The sequence below is a fragment of the Agromyces sp. H66 genome, assembly GCF_004959775.1.
Taxonomy (GTDB): Bacteria; Actinomycetota; Actinomycetes; order Actinomycetales; family Microbacteriaceae; genus Agromyces.
On sequence record NZ_SJZG01000009.1, the window covers coordinates 46,269 to 62,709 of the forward strand.

General features: G+C 71.9%; 16 protein-coding genes. 8 read left to right on the top strand and 8 right to left on the bottom strand.

What is annotated here, in order from left to right; all coding sequences use genetic code 11:
• Positions 1-22 precede the first annotated feature (22 nt).
• Positions 23-985, bottom strand: a complete 963-nt coding sequence (locus tag EZM51_RS14855) for a BadF/BadG/BcrA/BcrD ATPase family protein (RefSeq protein WP_136709098.1) — start codon at positions 983-985, stop codon at positions 23-25.
• Positions 982-3,528: a glycoside hydrolase family 2 protein gene (locus tag EZM51_RS14860; protein WP_248305678.1), complete on the bottom strand. Its 2,547-nt coding sequence runs from the start codon at positions 3,526-3,528 to the stop codon at positions 982-984. Before EZM51_RS14860 ends, EZM51_RS14855 begins: the two co-directional genes overlap by 4 nt.
• A gap of 265 nt (positions 3,529-3,793) precedes the next feature.
• Here EZM51_RS14860 and EZM51_RS14865 point away from each other — a divergent pair, with 265 nt between their 5' ends.
• Positions 3,794-4,801, top strand: a complete 1,008-nt coding sequence (locus tag EZM51_RS14865; protein ID WP_136709099.1) for a LacI family DNA-binding transcriptional regulator — start codon at positions 3,794-3,796, stop codon at positions 4,799-4,801.
• 195 nt (positions 4,802-4,996) lie between these two features.
• On the opposite strand, the gene EZM51_RS14870 is transcribed toward EZM51_RS14865, so the two are convergent.
• The 5 genes from EZM51_RS14870 to EZM51_RS14890 all read right to left on the bottom strand — a co-directional run bounded on the left by EZM51_RS14870 (position 4,997) and on the right by EZM51_RS14890 (position 9,660).
• Entirely contained in the window at positions 4,997-5,989 is a 993-nt protein-coding gene (locus EZM51_RS14870) for an acetylxylan esterase (RefSeq protein WP_136709100.1), read from the bottom strand.
• A gap of 148 nt (positions 5,990-6,137) precedes the next feature.
• Positions 6,138-7,451, bottom strand: a complete 1,314-nt coding sequence (locus EZM51_RS14875; protein ID WP_136709101.1) for a hemolysin family protein — start codon at positions 7,449-7,451, stop codon at positions 6,138-6,140.
• A gap of 47 nt (positions 7,452-7,498) precedes the next feature.
• Entirely contained in the window at positions 7,499-8,734 is a 1,236-nt protein-coding gene (locus EZM51_RS14880) for an MFS transporter (protein ID WP_136709102.1), read from the bottom strand.
• The gene (locus tag EZM51_RS14885) at positions 8,727-9,113 is read right to left on the bottom strand and encodes a metalloregulator ArsR/SmtB family transcription factor (RefSeq protein WP_282568147.1); all 387 of its coding nucleotides are present in this window, start codon (positions 9,111-9,113) and stop codon (positions 8,727-8,729) included. Before EZM51_RS14885 ends, EZM51_RS14880 begins: the two co-directional genes overlap by 8 nt.
• Positions 9,114-9,132: 19 nt before the next feature.
• Positions 9,133-9,660 carry an RDD family protein gene (locus EZM51_RS14890; RefSeq protein ID WP_136709104.1) on the bottom strand — a complete coding sequence of 176 codons (528 nt, stop codon included), beginning with the start codon at positions 9,658-9,660 and terminating at the stop codon, positions 9,133-9,135.
• A 74-nt stretch (positions 9,661-9,734) separates the two neighbouring features.
• Between EZM51_RS14890 and EZM51_RS14895 the strand changes: the two genes are divergently transcribed.
• The 7 genes from EZM51_RS14895 (at position 9,735) to EZM51_RS14925 (ending at position 15,467) form a co-directional block, all read left to right on the top strand.
• Positions 9,735-10,079: a cupin domain-containing protein gene (locus EZM51_RS14895; RefSeq protein WP_136709105.1), complete on the top strand. Its 345-nt coding sequence runs from the start codon at positions 9,735-9,737 to the stop codon at positions 10,077-10,079.
• Between the two features lie 251 nt (positions 10,080-10,330).
• Positions 10,331-11,551, top strand: coding sequence for a peptidoglycan-binding domain-containing protein (locus EZM51_RS14900; protein WP_136709106.1), 1,221 nt, complete (start codon positions 10,331-10,333; stop codon positions 11,549-11,551).
• Entirely contained in the window at positions 11,548-11,904 is a 357-nt protein-coding gene (locus tag EZM51_RS14905; protein ID WP_136709107.1) for a hypothetical protein, read from the top strand. The genes EZM51_RS14900 and EZM51_RS14905 overlap by 4 nt, the downstream gene beginning before the upstream one ends.
• Before the next feature lie 4 nt (positions 11,905-11,908).
• A complete protein-coding gene (locus EZM51_RS14910; RefSeq protein ID WP_248305679.1) occupies positions 11,909-12,769 on the top strand; it encodes a carbohydrate kinase family protein in 861 nt (286 codons plus the stop codon).
• Positions 12,770-13,188: 419 nt separating this feature from the next.
• A complete protein-coding gene (locus tag EZM51_RS14915; protein ID WP_136709108.1) occupies positions 13,189-13,596 on the top strand; it encodes a metalloregulator ArsR/SmtB family transcription factor in 408 nt (135 codons plus the stop codon).
• Complete coding sequence (locus tag EZM51_RS14920) at positions 13,593-13,883, top strand: hypothetical protein (RefSeq protein WP_136709109.1); 291 nt, start codon at positions 13,593-13,595, stop codon at positions 13,881-13,883. Before EZM51_RS14915 ends, EZM51_RS14920 begins: the two co-directional genes overlap by 4 nt.
• Before the next feature lie 75 nt (positions 13,884-13,958).
• Positions 13,959-15,467 carry an FAD-binding oxidoreductase gene (locus EZM51_RS14925; RefSeq protein WP_169053934.1) on the top strand — a complete coding sequence of 503 codons (1,509 nt, stop codon included), beginning with the start codon at positions 13,959-13,961 and terminating at the stop codon, positions 15,465-15,467.
• Positions 15,468-15,506: 39 nt separating this feature from the next.
• On the opposite strand, the gene EZM51_RS14930 is transcribed toward EZM51_RS14925, so the two are convergent.
• Positions 15,507-16,424 (bottom strand): DNA-3-methyladenine glycosylase 2 family protein, encoded by a 918-nt coding sequence (locus EZM51_RS14930; protein ID WP_211195934.1) that lies wholly within the window; start codon positions 16,422-16,424, stop codon positions 15,507-15,509.
• Between the last annotated feature and the right edge of the window lie 17 nt (positions 16,425-16,441).

Below are 16,441 nucleotides of genomic sequence, written 5' to 3' on the forward strand. Positions count from 1 at the left end.
GTATATCCGCCGTTTCTGACCGTCAGGACGACGACAGCCGGGCGTGGGCCGACGCGATGTGCGCCGCGAGCGCGCTCGAGGGCGCGACGCCCGAGAGCGCGGCGGCCCCGTCGAGCGGGTGCGCCTCCCCGATGCGCACGTCGGCATCGGGGAGGCTCGCCCGCACCGCCGGCTCGAAGGCGCGTCCGAGCGCGGCGCCGCCGAAGAGTCCACCCACTCCGCGCACACGCGGGCTGGCGACATCGGCCTGACCCACGCGTCGCAGCCCTGCGAGGGCGGATGCCGCGAGCTCGCGCCCGGCCGCCGACACGATCGCCCCGGCGACTGCGTCGTCGTCAGCCGCCGCGATCACGGGCCGGGCGTACGACGCGATGCGCCGCACACGCGCGGGGTCGCCCTGCAGTTCGATGTACGCCGACTCGAGATCGGGGAAGTCGGCACGCACGATGCCCGAGAGCACCGTCGCCCGGCCGCGGCCGTCGTGGTGGCGCATCACCGCGTCGAGCGCCGCCCGTCCGAGCCAGTAGCCGCTCCCGGCGTCGCCGATGAGGTTCCCCCACCCGTCGACGCGCGCGACCTCCGTGGCCCCGACGGCGAGCGTGACCACGCCGGTGCCGGCGGCGACCACGACACCGCGTTCGTCGCCGAGCGCTCCCAGGTACGCGGTGATGGAGTCGTGCGCGAGGTGCAGCGCGGTCGCCCCGAGCGGCGCCGCCGCCGCGAGCAGGAACCGCGCGTCGGCCTGGTCGGCCGTGAGCCCCGAGACCCCGATGCCCACGACATCGGCCCGTCGCCCGCCCGCCGACGCCCGCTCGATGACGCCGGCGAGCTGCGGCAGCAACGGCAGGTCGGTGCGGATGCCGGGTGCCGCCCAGTCGCGCGCGCCGGAGGCATCCGCGTGCCGCAGCTTGACGCCGCTCTGGCCCGCGTCGATCGCGAGCGTCGCGCGCGGTGACGGCGACGCGGCACCCGCGTCCGACGTCACGTCGCCACCAGCTGGTTCGCGGTGCGCAGCACCTCGGGTGCGGTGAGCCGTTCGAGCGTGAACGCCGCGGCGGCATCCGTCGTCACGTCGAACACGGCGGACTCGCCGGGCAGCAGGGTCACGAGGGCGCGGTCGACGGATGCCCCGGGGTCGACGACATCGACGAGCAGCGTGACGTCGCGCAGCAGCGTCTCGGCGCTGACGCGCAGGCCCACTCCCCCGGGACGCTCCACGAGCGACGCCGTGAACCGCCCGGTGTCGAGCGCGCTGTCCCGGTACTCGGCGAAGAACCACAGGCCGCGCACGCCGTCGAGCTCGGCGCGCAGCAGCTCGCTCGCGGCATCCGTCGCCGACGCCACCGACGCGGGCACCGACACCGTCGCCACCGACCGCGGCCCGACCGTGACGACGGTCGACGACGCGGCGAGCGCGGCGCCGTCGTACCCGAGCCGCGAGAGTTCGAGCGAGCCGGTCCAGGCGGAATCCGTGTCGTTCACGACCGCGACGACGAGCCCGGCCGCGGCGGCCGCGGCGTCGGCTGCGTCGGCCGGGTCGGCGGGCTGCACCGTCACGACCCGGTCGGCGTGGGCGTTCCGCAGTGCGTACAGCAGCGGCTTGGCGCGCTCGTCGCCGTCGACCGCGGCCCACGAGGTGACCGGCCAGCAGTCGTTGAGCTGCCACACGATCGAGCCCATGCAGTGCGGGGCGAGCGAACGGAACCACTCGACCGCGGTCGTGATCGCGTTCGCCTGGTTGAGCTGCATCGCCCAGTGCCAGTCGCGCATGTCGCCGGGCAGGCGCAGGTGGGGCAGCAGTCCGTCGGTGAGCTTGACGTTGCCCTCCATGGCCTTCTGGTGCACGAGCATGCCGGGAGATTCGGGCGTGAGCGGGTCGTCGGAGATCGCCCGGGTGAGCGTCGACCACGTGGGCGGCGCCTGCCATCCGAACTCGGCGACGAACCGGGGGCGGTACTCGCGGTAGTGCGGGTGGTCCTTCTGGTTCCACAGGTCCCAGATGTGCATGGTGCCGCGGGCGGGGTCGTTCGGGTGCGCCGACGCATCGCGCGCGAGCGCCCCGCCGACGGGCGCGAAGGGGCTGCCCGGCGTGTACGGCACGTGCGGCGCGAGCTCGTCGACGATCCGCGGGAACAGCTCGTCGTAGTAGCCGGCGCCCCAGGTCGCGCCGTCGAGGCGCAGCTTCCAGTTCCAGTCCTCGTGGCCCCAGAGGTTCTCGTTGTTGCCGTTGAACACGACGAGCGACGGATGCCGCCCGAGCCGGGCCACTGCCTCCCGCGCCTCGGCCTCGATCTCGCCGCGCAGCGGCTCCTCCTCCGCGTACGCGGCGCAGGCGAGCAGGAAGTCCTGCCAGGTGAGGAGGCCGCGCTCGTCGCAGAGGTCGTAGAAGTCGTCGGACTCGTAGATGCCGCCGCCCCACACCCGGATGAGGTTGAGCCCCGCGAACTCCGCCTGGTCGAGGCGGCGCGCGTAGCGGGCGCGGTCGACGCGGTGCGGGAACGCGTCGTCGGGGATCCAGTTGGCGCCCTTCACGAACACCGGCCGACCGTTGACGACGAGGGTGAACGGCGTGCCCGCGGCATCCGGTGTCGTGTCGATGGTCACCGTGCGGAAGCCGACGCGGTCGACGGATGCCTCGAGCTCGCCGTGCTCGTCGGCGAGCGTCACGACGAGCTCGTGCAGGGCCGGCTCGCCGTACCCGCGCGGCCACCAGACCGCCGCGTCGGGAACCCGCAGTTCGAGCACGGCGGCGGTCGCGCCTGCACCGAGCCGGGCGGATGCCTCGACGTCGCCGATGCGGGCGACGACCTCGAGCGGGGCATCCGTCGCCGCCGCCGCCCGCGCGACCTCGACGTGCACGGCCACGACCCCGTCGGCGCCCTCGACGGTCGCGACCGGACGCACCGACGCGAGCCGTGCGACCGACCACTCCTCGAGCGCGGCGGGCTTCCACAGGCCCGCGGTCGACGTGTCGATGCCCCAGTCCCAGCCGAAGCTGCACGCCATCTTGCGCAGCGCGTTGAAGGGGTGGTGGTTCACGTGCGGCCGGTAGCCGAGCTCGACGCTCGCCGCATCCGCCGCCCGGATCGCCGACGCGAAGTCGACCTCGAGGTCGTTGCGTCCGTCGCGCAGCAGTGCCCGCACGTCGAGGCGGTAGGAGCGGTGCATGTTGCGGGTCTCGGCGATGACGGTGCCGTTGAGGCGCACCGTGGCGACGGTGTCGAGGCCCTCGAACACCAGCTCCGCGGCATCCGATGCGTTCGACGACCGCCACTCGAAGCTCGTCGCGTACCGCCAGTCGCAGCGGCCGATCCAGGCGAGCAGCGCCTCGTGGTCGTCGAGGTACGGGTCGGGGATGAGGCCCGCCGCGAGCAGGTCGGTGTGCACCGAGCCGGGCACGGTGGCCGGCACCGTCGCGGAGCGCAGGTGCTCGGGCGCCGGCCCGGCGAGCAGCGAGAGGGTCCAGCCGTCGGCGAGGGGGGTGCGGATGCCGCGAGCGCGGCGGGTGATGCGGGTGGTGCGGGTCACTTGGTGGCTCCGGAGGTCAGGTCGCGGTTACGCGGGCGGGGTGCCGGTGCGACGTCCGGGCCATGCTAGGAGCGCGCGAGTATCTGCGTCAAACGAGGGATGTCAACGTTGTCCGGTCATGTCCACGTCGACCGCGGTATCGATTTCTCGTGCTTGATCTGGCATATCTCCCGACAGATCACCCACACTGTAATCCTGATGTCCGCGAGATGTCCTACGCTGACATTTCAACCCCGTTGGACGAGCTCGAAGGAGTCGATCGCCGATGACCCTGCAGACCAGAGCCACCCTCGAGGACGTCGGGCGCCTCGCCGGCGTGAGCTCGAAGACGGTGTCGCGGGTGTTCGGCGGCGGCGCGAGCGTCTCCCCCGAGACCCGGGAGCGCGTGCTGAGCGCCGCCAAGCGTCTCCGGTTCCGGCCGAACACGCTCGCGCGGAGCCTCCGTCGCGGCGGCGTCACGAACACCGTCGCGTTCGTGATCGGCGACCTGCAGAACCCGTTCTACTTCCACGTCGCCGCCGGCATCGAGCGCGAGTTGGCCGAACGCGGGCTCACGATGATCCTCGCCACGACCGACGACACCCCCGACAGCGAGGCCGTGGTCGTCGACGCGCTCATCTCGCAGCGCGTGCGGGCGCTGCTGCTCATCCCCATCGCCGACGACCAGTCGTACCTGGAGGGCGAGCGACAACTGGGCACCCCCGTGATCAGCGTCGATCGCCCGGCCCGCGACCTCGTCGCCGATGCCGTGGTGCTCGCGAACCGCTCCGGCATGGCGGAGGCCGTCCGCTCGCTCACCGCGATCGGGCATCGCCGGATCGGCTTCGTGAGCAACCCGTCGGAGATGTACACGCTGCAGGAGCGGCTCGCGGGGTACCGCGAGGCCCTCCGCGAGGTCGGGGTCGACGACACCGCACGATGGGAGCGACTCGACAACGACCCGTCGATCTCGGCCGAGGAGGCCGTGCGCGCCCTCCTCGAGGGCGATGATCCCCCGACGGCGATCGTCGCCGGCAACAACCGCGCGACCACGGGCGCGATGCGCGTCATCCGCGAGCTCGGCATCGACGTCGCGCTCATCGGCTTCGACGACTTCGAGCTCGCCGACATGCTCGGCATCTCGGTGGTCGCCTACGACACCATGGAGCTCGGGCGCGCCGCGGCGCGCCTCGCGCTCGAGCGCCTCGACGACCCGACGGGGTTCACGCGCCTCGTCGAGATCCCGACCCGTCTCGTGCAGCGCGGGTCGGGCGAGATCCCGCCGCCCGCCTGAGCGCCGCGCGGCGGCTCAGCCCGGCGTGGAGCCGCGACATCCGTTCCGGTCCATTCCTGCGGATATACGATCCGACGCACCGGCCCGGCCACCGGATCGGTCGGGGTGTCGGATCGTATATCCGCCGTTTCGTGCATTCGGAGGCCCGAGCCGCCCGCCTGAGCGGCGCCCAGCACCTCAGCCGAGCCGGGCGCCTCAGGCGAGGCGCTCGGCGAGCCAGGCCGACTGCCGCGACCAGTGCGCGGCGGCGCCGCCCTCGTGCTCGTTGAACGCGTACTCGACGATGTCGGCGGTCGGGGCGGCCGAGGATCCGGATGCCGCGCCCCAGTGGTTGCGCGCGGCATACACCGTCGACGGCGGGCACACGGGGTCGAGGAGCCCTACCGAGAACAACGCGGGCGCCGTGGCCCGCTTGGCGAGGTTCACGCCGTCGAAGTACGCGAGCGTCTCGAACACGCGCGTCGCGGCATCCCGCTGCACGCTCAGGAACTTGACGATCTCCTGGTAGGGGAACTTGTCGGTGAGGCCGACCGACCGCTCGAAATGGCAGAGGAACGGCACCTCGGGCATCGCCGCCACGAGCCCCTCCGAGAGCCCCGCCGCGGCGATCGCGATGCCGCCGCCCTGGCTGCCGCCGCACACCGTGACGCGGGCGGCGTCGACCCGCTCGAGCGTGCGCACCGCATCGACCGCGAGCACCGCGTCGGTGAAGACGCGTCGGTAGTAGTACGTCGCGGGCGATTCGATGCCGCGCGTCATGAAGCCGGGCGCCGACGGCCCGGTGCCGTGCGGGTCGGGCGTCGTGCCGCCGGTCCCCCAGCCGCCGCCCTGGCCGCGCGTGTCCATGAAGAAGTACGCGTACCCGGATGCCGCCCACGCGAGTCGCTCGTGCGGGAGGCCGCGTCCGCCGCCGTAGCCGTTGTACTCGACGATCGTCGGGAGCGGACCATCCGTGCCGGCCGGCACGACGAACCAGCCACCGATCGGATCGCCGGCGAAGCCGCTGAACGACACGTCGAAGACCTCGAACGCCGTGATCGGCGAATCCACCCGGGTGAGCTTCGGCGGCTGCGCGAGCGCGCGGGACTCGGCGAGGGTGTCGGCCCAGAACGCATCGAAATCGGCCGGCTCGGCGACGTCGGGCCGGTAGACGCGAAGCTCATCGACGGGCAGATCGAAACGGGGCACGGCTCATCCTTCGGATCGGGAGCGCGGCGGAGGCCCGCGCGGCGGGGTTGGGCGATGGGCGGTGTCGCTCAGCGTAGCGGAGGGAGCCCGATCGGGTCGCCGTCTTCCCGTCGCAAGCGGCCGTTCGGAGGGTCGAGCCGCGGCCCGCTCAGGTCGGTGGTCGCCCGTGCGCGTCGGGAGCGACATCCGACCCGGGCTCCACTCGAAGCTCGAGGATGCGTCGTCGACGCACGAGTCGCACGGTCAGGTGTGCGTCGCCGACGCCGATGGCGTCGCCCTCGGCGGCGAGCCGCCCGAGGCGGGCGTTGACGTACCCTGCGACGGTCTCGTAGGGACCGTCTTCGATCTCGATGCCGGTCAGTTCCGTGAAGCGCTCGATCGTCGTGTCGCCGGGGATCGTCGTCGGACTCGACACTCGAGCCGCCCGAGCGAGGAACCGATCGGCGGGGTCGTATTCGTCGTACACCTCGCCGATGAGTTCCTCGACGAGGTCCTCGAGCGTGACGAGGCCGTCCGTGCCGCCGTACTCGTCGACGACGAGCGCGACGTGGGCGCCGCGGCCGCGCATCGATGCGAGCGTCGGCAGTATCCGCGCCGATCCGGGCACCAGCGCGATCGGTCGCTGCAGCTCGTGCACGAGGCGGCGAACGTCGTCTTCCCATGCGAGATCGCGGACATGGACGAAACCCTCGATGTCGTCGGCGCTTTCGTGGATGACGGGGTAGCGGGAGAACGGCTGGGATCGTACGAACGCGTGTGCTTCGGCCACGGTCATGTCGGCACGGAGGCTGACGATGTCGCCGCGCGGTCGCATCACCTCCACGACGGTGCGGTCGGCGGCGTGCATGACGTCGCTGACGATCTCGCGTTCCTCGTCGCCGAGAGCTTCGTGGGACTCGACGAGGGCGCGGAGTTCCTCTTCGCTCATCGTCTCGCCGCGGCGTGCGGGGTCGCCGCCGAGCAGGCGGACCACCAGGTCGGTGGATTTTCCGAGCAACCAGATGACCGGTCGAAGGAGTCGGGAGAAGGCCGCGAGCGGCGGTGCGACGACCAGCGCGAAGGCCTCCGCCCGTTGGAGCGCCAGTCGCTTGGGCGCGATTTCGCCGAAGACGAGCGAGGCGTAGGCGACCAGGAGCGTCATGGTGATGACCGCGATGGTGGCCGCGACGGGCTCGTCGAGGCCGAGCGATTGCAGCCCGCGAGAGAGGTAGGGGGCCAGCGTGGTGGCGCCGTAGGCCGCCGAGAGGAATCCCGATACCGTGACGCCGATCTGCACCGCGGCGAGGAACGTGTTCGGGTCCCGTGCGAGAGCGGCGACCTTCGCGCCGCGAACGCTACGTCGTTCGAGTTCGGTGAGCTGGCTCTCGCGGAGGGAGACGAGGGCGAGTTCCGTCGCGGCGAACACGCCGCCGATCACGATGAACAGCGCGACGAGGACGATGTTGATCCAGAACTCGTTCATCGGTTGTGCTCCGGGCCGAGCGCGGTCGGGGACATAGCACCATGGTGTCAGTTCCGGGCGCTCGCGACCGGATCAGGGCTCGACACCCGGGTCCGCCATGCGAAGCGGGCGACCACCGCGGCGAGCAGGCCGACCGCGGCGAGGATCGTCGCCGCGGCCGGGAGGCCGAGCAGGGCGCCGAGCGTTCCGGCGGCCGGGTACGTGACGATGAAGCACGCGTGCGAGAGCGAGAACTGCGCCGCGAACACCGCCGGCCGGTCGGGCGCATCGGAGGAGCGTCGAAGCAGCCGTGCCGAGGGGGTCAGGATCAGCGAGGTCGCCGCCCCGAGCAGGAACCAGAGCGCCAGGAACCCCGGCCACGTGGCGGGAAGGGGCGGCTGCGCGATCAGCAGCCCCGAAGCCACGAGCCCGACCGGCAGCACCGACGCACCGGCGAGCATGAATGGCCGGTCCGGCCACCGGTCCAGCAGCTTCGGCAGGACCAGCGCGACGAGCATCGACCCGGCACCGTACGCGGCCAGCAGCAGCGCGACATCCGCCTGCGGGCGGCCGAGTTCGCCCTGCACCAGCACCACCGTGTTCACGACGACCATCGCGGTCGACGTCGCGACGACCAGGTTCAATGCCAGCAGGCTGCGCAACTCCGGCGTCCGCAGGAACACTCGCGCGCCCCGGGTGAGCCGTTCGACGAACGGCGCCGGTGGGGCGATCACCATCTTCGGGAACGCGGTCGAGAGCACCAGCAGAGCAGACCCGACGAATCCGACGAAGGTGCCCACGAACAGGTCGTGGTAGCCGATCACGGTGAGCAGCGCCGCGGCGATCGCCGGGCTGACCAGTGACTCGAGGTCGTACGCGAGTCTCGACAGCGACAGCGCCCTGGTGTACTGCCGTTCGTCCGGCAGCACCTCGGGGATCACGGCCTGGAACGCCGGAGTGAACGTCGCCGACGCCGCCTGCAACGCGAAGATCAGCAGGTAGATCTGCCACGCCTCGGTGACGAACGGCAAGCTGATCGCCACCGCCGCGCGCAGTGCGTCCGACGAGACCAGGAGGAGCTTGCGGGGAACGCGGCCGGTCACCGCCGCGATGACGGGGGCCACCCCCACGTAGGCGAGCATCTTGATCGTGAGGGCCGTACCGAGCACCAGCCCCGCGTCGCCGCCGGCGAGATCGAACGCCAGCAACCCGAGCGCGACGGTCAGCAACCCCGTGCCGAGCAGCGCCACGACCTGCGCGGCGAACAGCTTCGCGTACGACCGGTTCCGGAGGACCTCACGCACCGCCGGCGCCCCTGATGGGGTCCGTCATGGTGTCCGTCATGGAATCCCGGCCCCGGTGATGCGCCGGATGGGCATCCAGCGCGTGCTGCGCCTGGAAGATCGCGTCCGTCACGAGTTGGCGGGCGTGCTCGTTCGCGAGACGGTAGAACACCCTCGTCCCCTCCTGGCGGGTGGCGACGATGCGCGCCAGGCGCAACTTCGCCAGGTGCTGCGACACCGCAGCCGGGGACTTGTGCACGAGACCCGCCAGGTGGTTCACCGAGAGCTCGTCATCACGCAGGGCGAGGATGATGCGCACCCTCGTCGAATCCGCGAGCATCGAGAACACCTCGACCGCAAGCTCCACGTACTGGCTCTCGGGCGTCAGGTCTCCATGCATATCTGCATTCATACGCAGATTATTGCACAGGCGGCTCCTCGTGACGCTCGACGGTCGTGCCGCTCAACCGGTCGTAGGGCGTGCGTCCACCGGCGACGAACAGCGACACGATCCAGACGATCGGGATGACGTAGGCAGCGGCCACGAGCACCCAGACTCCGACCGCAACCGAACCGCCGTCGGCGCTGCTCGTCGTGATGGCGAAGACGGCGGCGTGGCCGATGAGCCACGGCACCCCGATCTTCAGCGCGTTCCGCAGCAGCGCGAGCGGAAACCGTGGGCGCCCGGCATCCGTGCGCACCTCGAGTCCCAGCACCCGCTTGCCGGGCGTCGCCGAGCGCGGTCGCGACTCGAACCAGGCCGCACCGACGACCACCGGCACCACGACCACCAGGGCGCTGATCACGTTCAGGGTGCCGACGCCCATCGGCGAGGTCACCCCGGCCAGATACAGCGGAACCCCGATCGCCGCCGTGAGCGCCACCCAACCGAGGATGCACGCCCAGTCGATCAGCCAGGCCGAGATTCGTCGCACGCCGAGGGTCATGGGCTCGACACTACGACGGCGCGCGGCATCGGCGTATCGTGTCGCGCATCCGGCAGGACGACGGGAGGGATTTCATGGTGCTCATGCACGGGCGAGCGGATGCCGCGACCGACGACGTGGACTGGAACGAGTCCATCGAGGGCGAGCCGATCGGCTCGCAGGTCTCGGTGATCCTGGTGTACCAGTCGCGGGCTGGCGCGGGACCGCGGCTCCACCGGCATCCGTACACCGAGACGTTCGTGGTGCGACGCGGCCGCGCGGTGTTCACCGTCGGCGACGAACGGCTCGAGGCATCCGGCGGTCAGGTCCTCGTGGTGCCGGCCTTCACGCCGCACAAGTTCGAGGTGGTGGGGCCCGAGCCGTTCGTGTCGACGAACATCCACGCGAACCCGACGTTCGTCACGGAGTGGCTGGAGTAGCGGCCGCTCGCGTCGAGTCTGCCCGATCGGGCAGCCCGTGCCCGCCGGTCACGGTGCGACACTGGAATGAGGCCGGCTGCAGGGGGGCCGAGATGACGATGATCGCCGAGCGACTTCCGTCGCGCGGGACGATGACAGCGGCTCCCGCGCGGGCGCGCGCCGCCAGGGTTCCCGCGCCGTCGTCGGCGTCGAGCGGAACGTCCGCCGCTTCCGGGATGCTGCGGCTGCAGCGACTTGCCGGCAATGCGGCTGTGTCCGCCTACCTCGCCGAGTCCCACCCGGCCGGCCGCACGGTGCCGGCGGACGAGCAGGCCGATGCGGTGGCCGCCGATCCGCCGCGGCCGGTCGGCGTCGGCGAGACCGAGCGCCGGGGCGAGGCGCCGACGATCCAGCGCACGATCGGCGACGGGCACGACCTGGCCAATCCCCGATTCGCCGGCGACCGCGTGCTGGAGGGATGCTTCGACAACGAGCGGACCGTCCGATTCGGATCCGACGGTCCGTCGGTCACCAAGCTGCAGCAGGCCATGGTCGACATCGGCCTGACCCTGCCCAAGTTCGGGGTCGACGGGAAGTTCCGCGCCGAGACCATGTCCCGCATCAAGGACTTCCAGCGCTCGGCCGGGGTGAAGGACGACGGGATCGTCGGACCGATCACGATGGGCGAGTTCGACCGTCGCATCCCCGGCGGCGGAGGAGGCGGCGGCGGCGGACCCACTCCTCCACCACCGACCGTCACGACCGCGACGGTCGCCGCGGCACCCGACGGCGGCGCCAACACGAGGCAGCGGGTCGGGCCCGGCGAATTCGTCGACCTCACCGCGTCGGCGGCCGTGACGTGGACGGCCGCGGCCGGAACCCTCTCGGTGGCCAGCGGCCCGGCCACGCGGTGGATCGCGCCGGAGACCGGCTCCGTCGCCGTCACCGCCACGCCGGCCGGCGGCCCGCCCACGGTCACCACGTTCCAGGTGGTGCCGCCCGATTCGATCAGGATGCGCCGGGCGGTCGTGAATCCGATCCCGGCCGGCCAGGCCGGCGCCGACATGCTGACCGACGTCGACTTCGGTCACACCGACGTCAGCTTCTCCCGAGTGCAGTGGCTGGAGGACCCCGGGCCGCCGAGCGCGGTGCATGGATACTTCGCGTTCGGCAACGGCGCGGCCATGGATCTCAACCACCACCCCAACCCCGCGTTCGTCACCCTCCGGCCCGACAATCACTTCCTGCACGACCACTGCGGCAGCGGCTTCCCACTGGCACCGCCCTTCCGGCGGTTCTTCCCACCGCCGATGTTCTTCGGCGGCGGGTGGTTCTGGTCGATCCCCAACCGGTTCAGGATCCTCGGGAGCGGCAGCGGCGGCACGCCGTTCGTCACCACGCTCCAGTTCTTCCTGGTGGACTCCTCGGGCACGACCACGGTGAGCAAGCAGGGTGCGAACATCACCCGCACGAAGGCGGGAGCGGTCACGTGAGCGAATCGGGTGGGCTCGAGCTCGGCCTTCAGGTCACCGTCGCCGGCGCAACGGCGCGACGCACGTTGCTCGAGGTGACGTTGGAGCTCACCAACACCGGGGCGGCGGCGCTCGCGCCGGGCGTGTTCGCCTCCGAGCTGCTGGTCGACGGACGACCGGACCCGAGTTGGCGCCTCGCCCTGAACGGCCCGATCGAGCCTGAGCTGGTGGAACTGCCGCCGGGCCGAACCGCGACGCTGACCCGTGAGGTGGGCGTCGCCGCCCTGGCGCCCGGCGCGCACCACGTCGCCGTGCGGCTCGGCGAGCAGCTCAGCCCCACCGTCGAGCTGGAGGTGGAGCAGGCGACAGAATGATCTGGTGACCGACCACGTCTTCATCGCCGGACCCGCCTCCTGGAACCACATCGTCGAGCTCGACCGGCTTCCCGAGCCCGTTCCGCACATGCAATTCGCGCTGGGCGACTGGGAGACCGTGGGCGGCACGTCGGCCGGCAAGGCGCTCTCGCTCGCCGGACTCGGTCGGGATGTCGCCCTGCACGTGCTCCTCGGCGGCGACGCCGAGGGCGAGCGTGTGCGGAACCTCCTCGCCGCGGCGGGCGTCGACGTCATCGCGGGTCACGGCGGCACGACCGAACGCCACCTCAACCTCATGACCCGCGACGGCGAGCGCGTCTCGCTGTACCTCGCGACCCCAGACGACCGCCGCGGCGGCCCAGACCCTGCGGCGGTCGCGGCGATGACGGATGCCTCGGCCATCGTGCTCGACCTCGCCCCGCTGTCGCTCGGCCTGATCCCGCTGGCGCGCGCGACCGGCCGCCCGATCTGGACCGACATCCACGATTACGACGGTTCGGCGGACTTCCACCGCCCCTTCATCGAGGCGGCCGACGCGATCTTCATGAACGCCGACCGCATCGGCGACGACCCGCTGCCGTTCATGGAGCGATGCATCGAGGGCGGGGCGTCGCTCGTGGTCTGCACGCTCGGGGCCGAGGGTGCGATCGCCGTCGACGAACGGATGACCCGCCATGCCGTTGCGGCGGCGCCGGTCGAGGTGCTCGACACCAACGGTGCGGGCGACGCGTTCATGGCGGGCGTGCTCGACGCGACGCTCGCGGGTTCGCCGTTGCCGGAGGCGCTGCAGGCCGGAGCGCGACACGCGGCTTCCGTGCTCACGACGAGGCACCTGCATCCGAGGCTCGACGCGCTGCTCAGCTGAGCTTTCGGCGACGGTTCCTCGTTCCGAGATGCCCGCAACCCCGGCACTTCGGCACCGTGGCACCCCGGCACTTCGGCACCGCGGCACCGCGGCACCCCGGCACCCCGGCACCCCGGCACTTCGGCACCGCGGCACCGCGGCACCCCGGCACCCCGGCACCGTGGCACCCGGCACTTCGGCACCGTGGCACCCCGGCACCCCGGCACCCCGGCACCCCGGCACCCCGGCACTTCGGCACCGCGGCACCGCGGCACCCCGGCACCCCGGCACTTCGGCACCGCGGCACCGCGGCACCCCGGCACCGCGGCACCGACATGTGAAACGAAACGGTCGGGCCGTCAGGCGATTCGCGCCCGAGATGGCGTCACGTGCGCCCGGCACTTGACACCTGCCGCCTCGCACCTACAGTTAACGACATTGTGAACTATCGAGAACCCGACCGTGACAGCCTCGACGCCGTATTCACGGCGTTGGGCAACCCCGCCCGGCGGCGCATGGTCGACCTGCTCGCGGCTCGGCCCGCTTCGATCGGGCAGCTCGCCGACCATGTCGGCATGTCGTTGCCCGCGATCAACCGGCACATCACCGTGCTCGAGGAGTCCGGCCTCGTCCAACGCAGGAAGCACGGCCGGGTCAACTTCCTCGCACTCCGGCGCGACCCTCTGCGCCACCTGCACGAGTGGACCAGCCGGTACCACGCCTACTGGGGCACCGACGAGGAGACCCTGGAGAACTACATCGCCGCCATCGAGCGCGCCGACCGCACCGGAACGACCACGGGCGATGCCCCGACCACTACCGCAGATCCGAAGGAGCGAGAGCGATGAACACGTACATGTTCCTCTACAAGGGCTATGTCACCCCCACGCCCGAGATCGGGAAGGCCTGGATGGACTGGTTCGCCGGCGTCGGCGACCGCATGGTCGACAGCGGGAAGCCGATGAGCCGTGGAGCGGAGGTCTCACGCGACGGCGTGACCGCCATCGAGCCCGGACTGGAGTCGTTCACCGGCTACTCGATCGTGAACGCCGACAGCATGGACCACGCGATCGAGCTCGCCAACACCAATCCGATGATCACGAGCGTGGTCGTCTACGAGCTCGCCCGCATGTAGCCGGCGCCGGCGCCGGGAACCGACCCCCCGGTCGCGGTCTGGCGCATGCGACTCACCGGCGATAGCGTCGGCCATGTGTCGACGATCGACCGCCGCACCTTCCTCTTCGCCGGAGCGCTCGCTGCGGCCGGCGTCGGACTCGCGGCGTGCACCCCCGACGGCGACTGGGTGCGGCTCGAGGCCTCGGCGATCGAGGCGCTGCGCCGCCGCGTCGAAGGCACCGTGCTCGTGCCGGGCGACTCCGGATTCACGAACGCTTGGATGCCTCGGAACGGCCGATTCGCCGATGCCGTGCCACAACTGGTGGTGCGTGTCGCCGGCGACGCCGACGTCGCGACCTGCCTCGCGTGGTGCCGCGAGCACGGACTTCCGATCGCGGTACGCGGGGGCGGCCACAACTACGCGGGGCTGTCGACGACGACCGGCCTCGTCCTCGACCTGTCACGGCTGTCGTCGGTCCGCGTGGGACCCGACGGACGCATGACGGTCGGCGGGGCCGCGACGAACGCCGACGTGCTCGACGCGACGCGCGACGGATCGTGGCTCCTGCCCGGCGGCACGTGCCTCAGCGTCGGCGTCGGCGGTCTCGTGCTCGGCGGCGGCATCGGCTACCACTCCCGCTGGGCCGGGCTCACGAGCGACCACCTGCACTCGGCGCGGGTCGTCACCGCGAACGGCGACGTCGTCATCGCCAGCGCCGACGAGCACCCCGACCTGTTCTGGGCGCTCCGCGGCGGCACGGGCGGCACGTTCGGCGTCTGCACCGAGTTCCGGTTCGATGCCGTGCCCGTCCCGCGCGGCGAGATCGTCTACTACCGCTTCGCCTGGACGGGCGCGGATGCCGCGCTCGCGATGCTCGTGGCACTCGACCGCATCCACCAGACCGCGCCGCCCGAGTTCGTCGCGTCGGCCGGCATCCAGGCCACCCCGGTCGACGACGACGGGCCGGATGCCGCGATGGACGTCTTCGTGCGCGGCCAGTACCTCGGCGGCGAAGACGACTTCCTGGCGATCATCGCACCGCTCCTCGAGGCCACGCCGCCGCCGCTCAGCCGCGACATCCGAGTGGAACCGTTCTGGGAGGTTGCACCACGATTCACCAACCCCGAGTCCGAGAACCACTCGTGGGGCGACATCTCCCGCTACGCCGACGCACCGCTCCCCGAGGCGGCACTGCAGCACGTCGTCGAACTGACGGCGGATGCCCCGAGCCGCACTCCGACCACGAACGTGCAGTTCTGGATGATCGGCTGGGTCGGCGGCGCCGTGATGGACTCGGTCGGCCGCACCGAGACCGCATACGTGCACCGGGGCATGACCGAGTTGCTCCGCCCGACGCCGGTGTGGGCGAACCTCACGGATGCCGCGCTCGTCGCCGACCTCGAGGCATGGACGAGCGCCGTCATCGACGTGCTCGATCCGCACACCCCCAGAGAGAGTTACCAGAACTTCCCCAACCTGGCGGTCGAGGACTGGCCCGAACAGTACTTCGCAGAGAACCTCGGCCGGCTCCGAGCCGTGAAGGCCGAGTGGGATCCCGACGGGATCTTCACCTCGGCGCAAGGGCTGAGCGGCAACGGCTGAGCACTGGGGCGGAGCGGCCAGGGCCGAGCGCCGCTCCGCTCAGATCGCGCGATGATCCACGAACGGCATGCGCGGCCCGCGCCGCGGACGCCCGCGCACCCCGGCGGCGCCGAGCAGTCGCACGACCCGGTACCGATGACCCGCCCACGGCGTCATCGCCTCGACCATCTCGGCATCGGTCATGTCGCGGCCCCACAGGGCGTGGCCGACATAGTTCGACAGGTGGTAGTCGCCCACCGAGAGTGCGTCCGCGTCGCCGAGGGCGCGTTGGGCCACCTCCGCGGCGGTCCAGGCGCCGATGCCCGGCAGCAGGGTGAGTCGGGCCGCGGCATCCGCCGGGCTCATGCCGACCGCCTCCTCGAGGCGGGCCGCGTACCGCGCCGCGTTCACGATCGTGCGCGCCCGCCGCGGATCCACGCCGGCCGTGTGCCATTCCCACACGGGGATCGACGCCCACGCCTCGGCCGTCGGGGCCACCATCATCCGCCGCGGCGTCGGCCCGGGCGCCGGCTCGCCGAATCGCTGCACGAGCCGGCGCCAGGAGTCGTGCGCCTGCAGCGTGATGACCTTCTGCTCGAGGATCGCGGGCACCAGCGCCTCGAACACCCGCCCGGTGCGCGGAATGCGGAGCCCGGGGTGCCGTCGGTGCGCGTCGTCGAGCAGCCTGATGCCGGGCTCGAAGTCGGTCGGATCGTCGCGATCGCCGAGGAGCTCAGGGCCCGAGGCGACCGCGACGCCGGCGCCCGGGCCCCAGCCCTCGCAGCGAAGCTCGTCGGGTGCCGGCTGGGTGTACCGGAGGGTCGCGGCCCCTCCGGACGTGCGGGTCGTGCGCCAGACCGCGCCCGCCGCGTCGAGGCGGTACGTGGGATCACCGGGCCCCCGCCGCAGCGACCCGATCGTCTGGTGCAGATCGGTCGGATGCCGCGGGCTCCACGTCAGGGCATGCTCGGCGATCACCGCTCCAGTGTGCCCCA

Bases quoted from the DNA above. Each gene is read 5' to 3' on its own strand.
- EZM51_RS14865 (WP_136709099.1), top strand. From the start codon at position 3,794: ATGACCCTGCAGACCAGAGCCACCCTCGAGGACGTCGGGCGCCTCGCC.
- EZM51_RS14875 (WP_136709101.1), bottom strand. From the start codon at position 7,451: ATGAACGAGTTCTGGATCAACATCGTCCTCGTCGCGCTGTTCATCGTG.
- EZM51_RS14885 (WP_282568147.1), bottom strand. From the start codon at position 9,113: ATGCATGGAGACCTGACGCCCGAGAGCCAGTACGTGGAGCTTGCGGTC.
- EZM51_RS14890 (WP_136709104.1), bottom strand. From the start codon at position 9,660: ATGACCCTCGGCGTGCGACGAATCTCGGCCTGGCTGATCGACTGGGCG.
- EZM51_RS14895 (WP_136709105.1), top strand. From the start codon at position 9,735: ATGGTGCTCATGCACGGGCGAGCGGATGCCGCGACCGACGACGTGGAC.
- EZM51_RS14920 (WP_136709109.1), top strand. From the start codon at position 13,593: ATGAACACGTACATGTTCCTCTACAAGGGCTATGTCACCCCCACGCCC.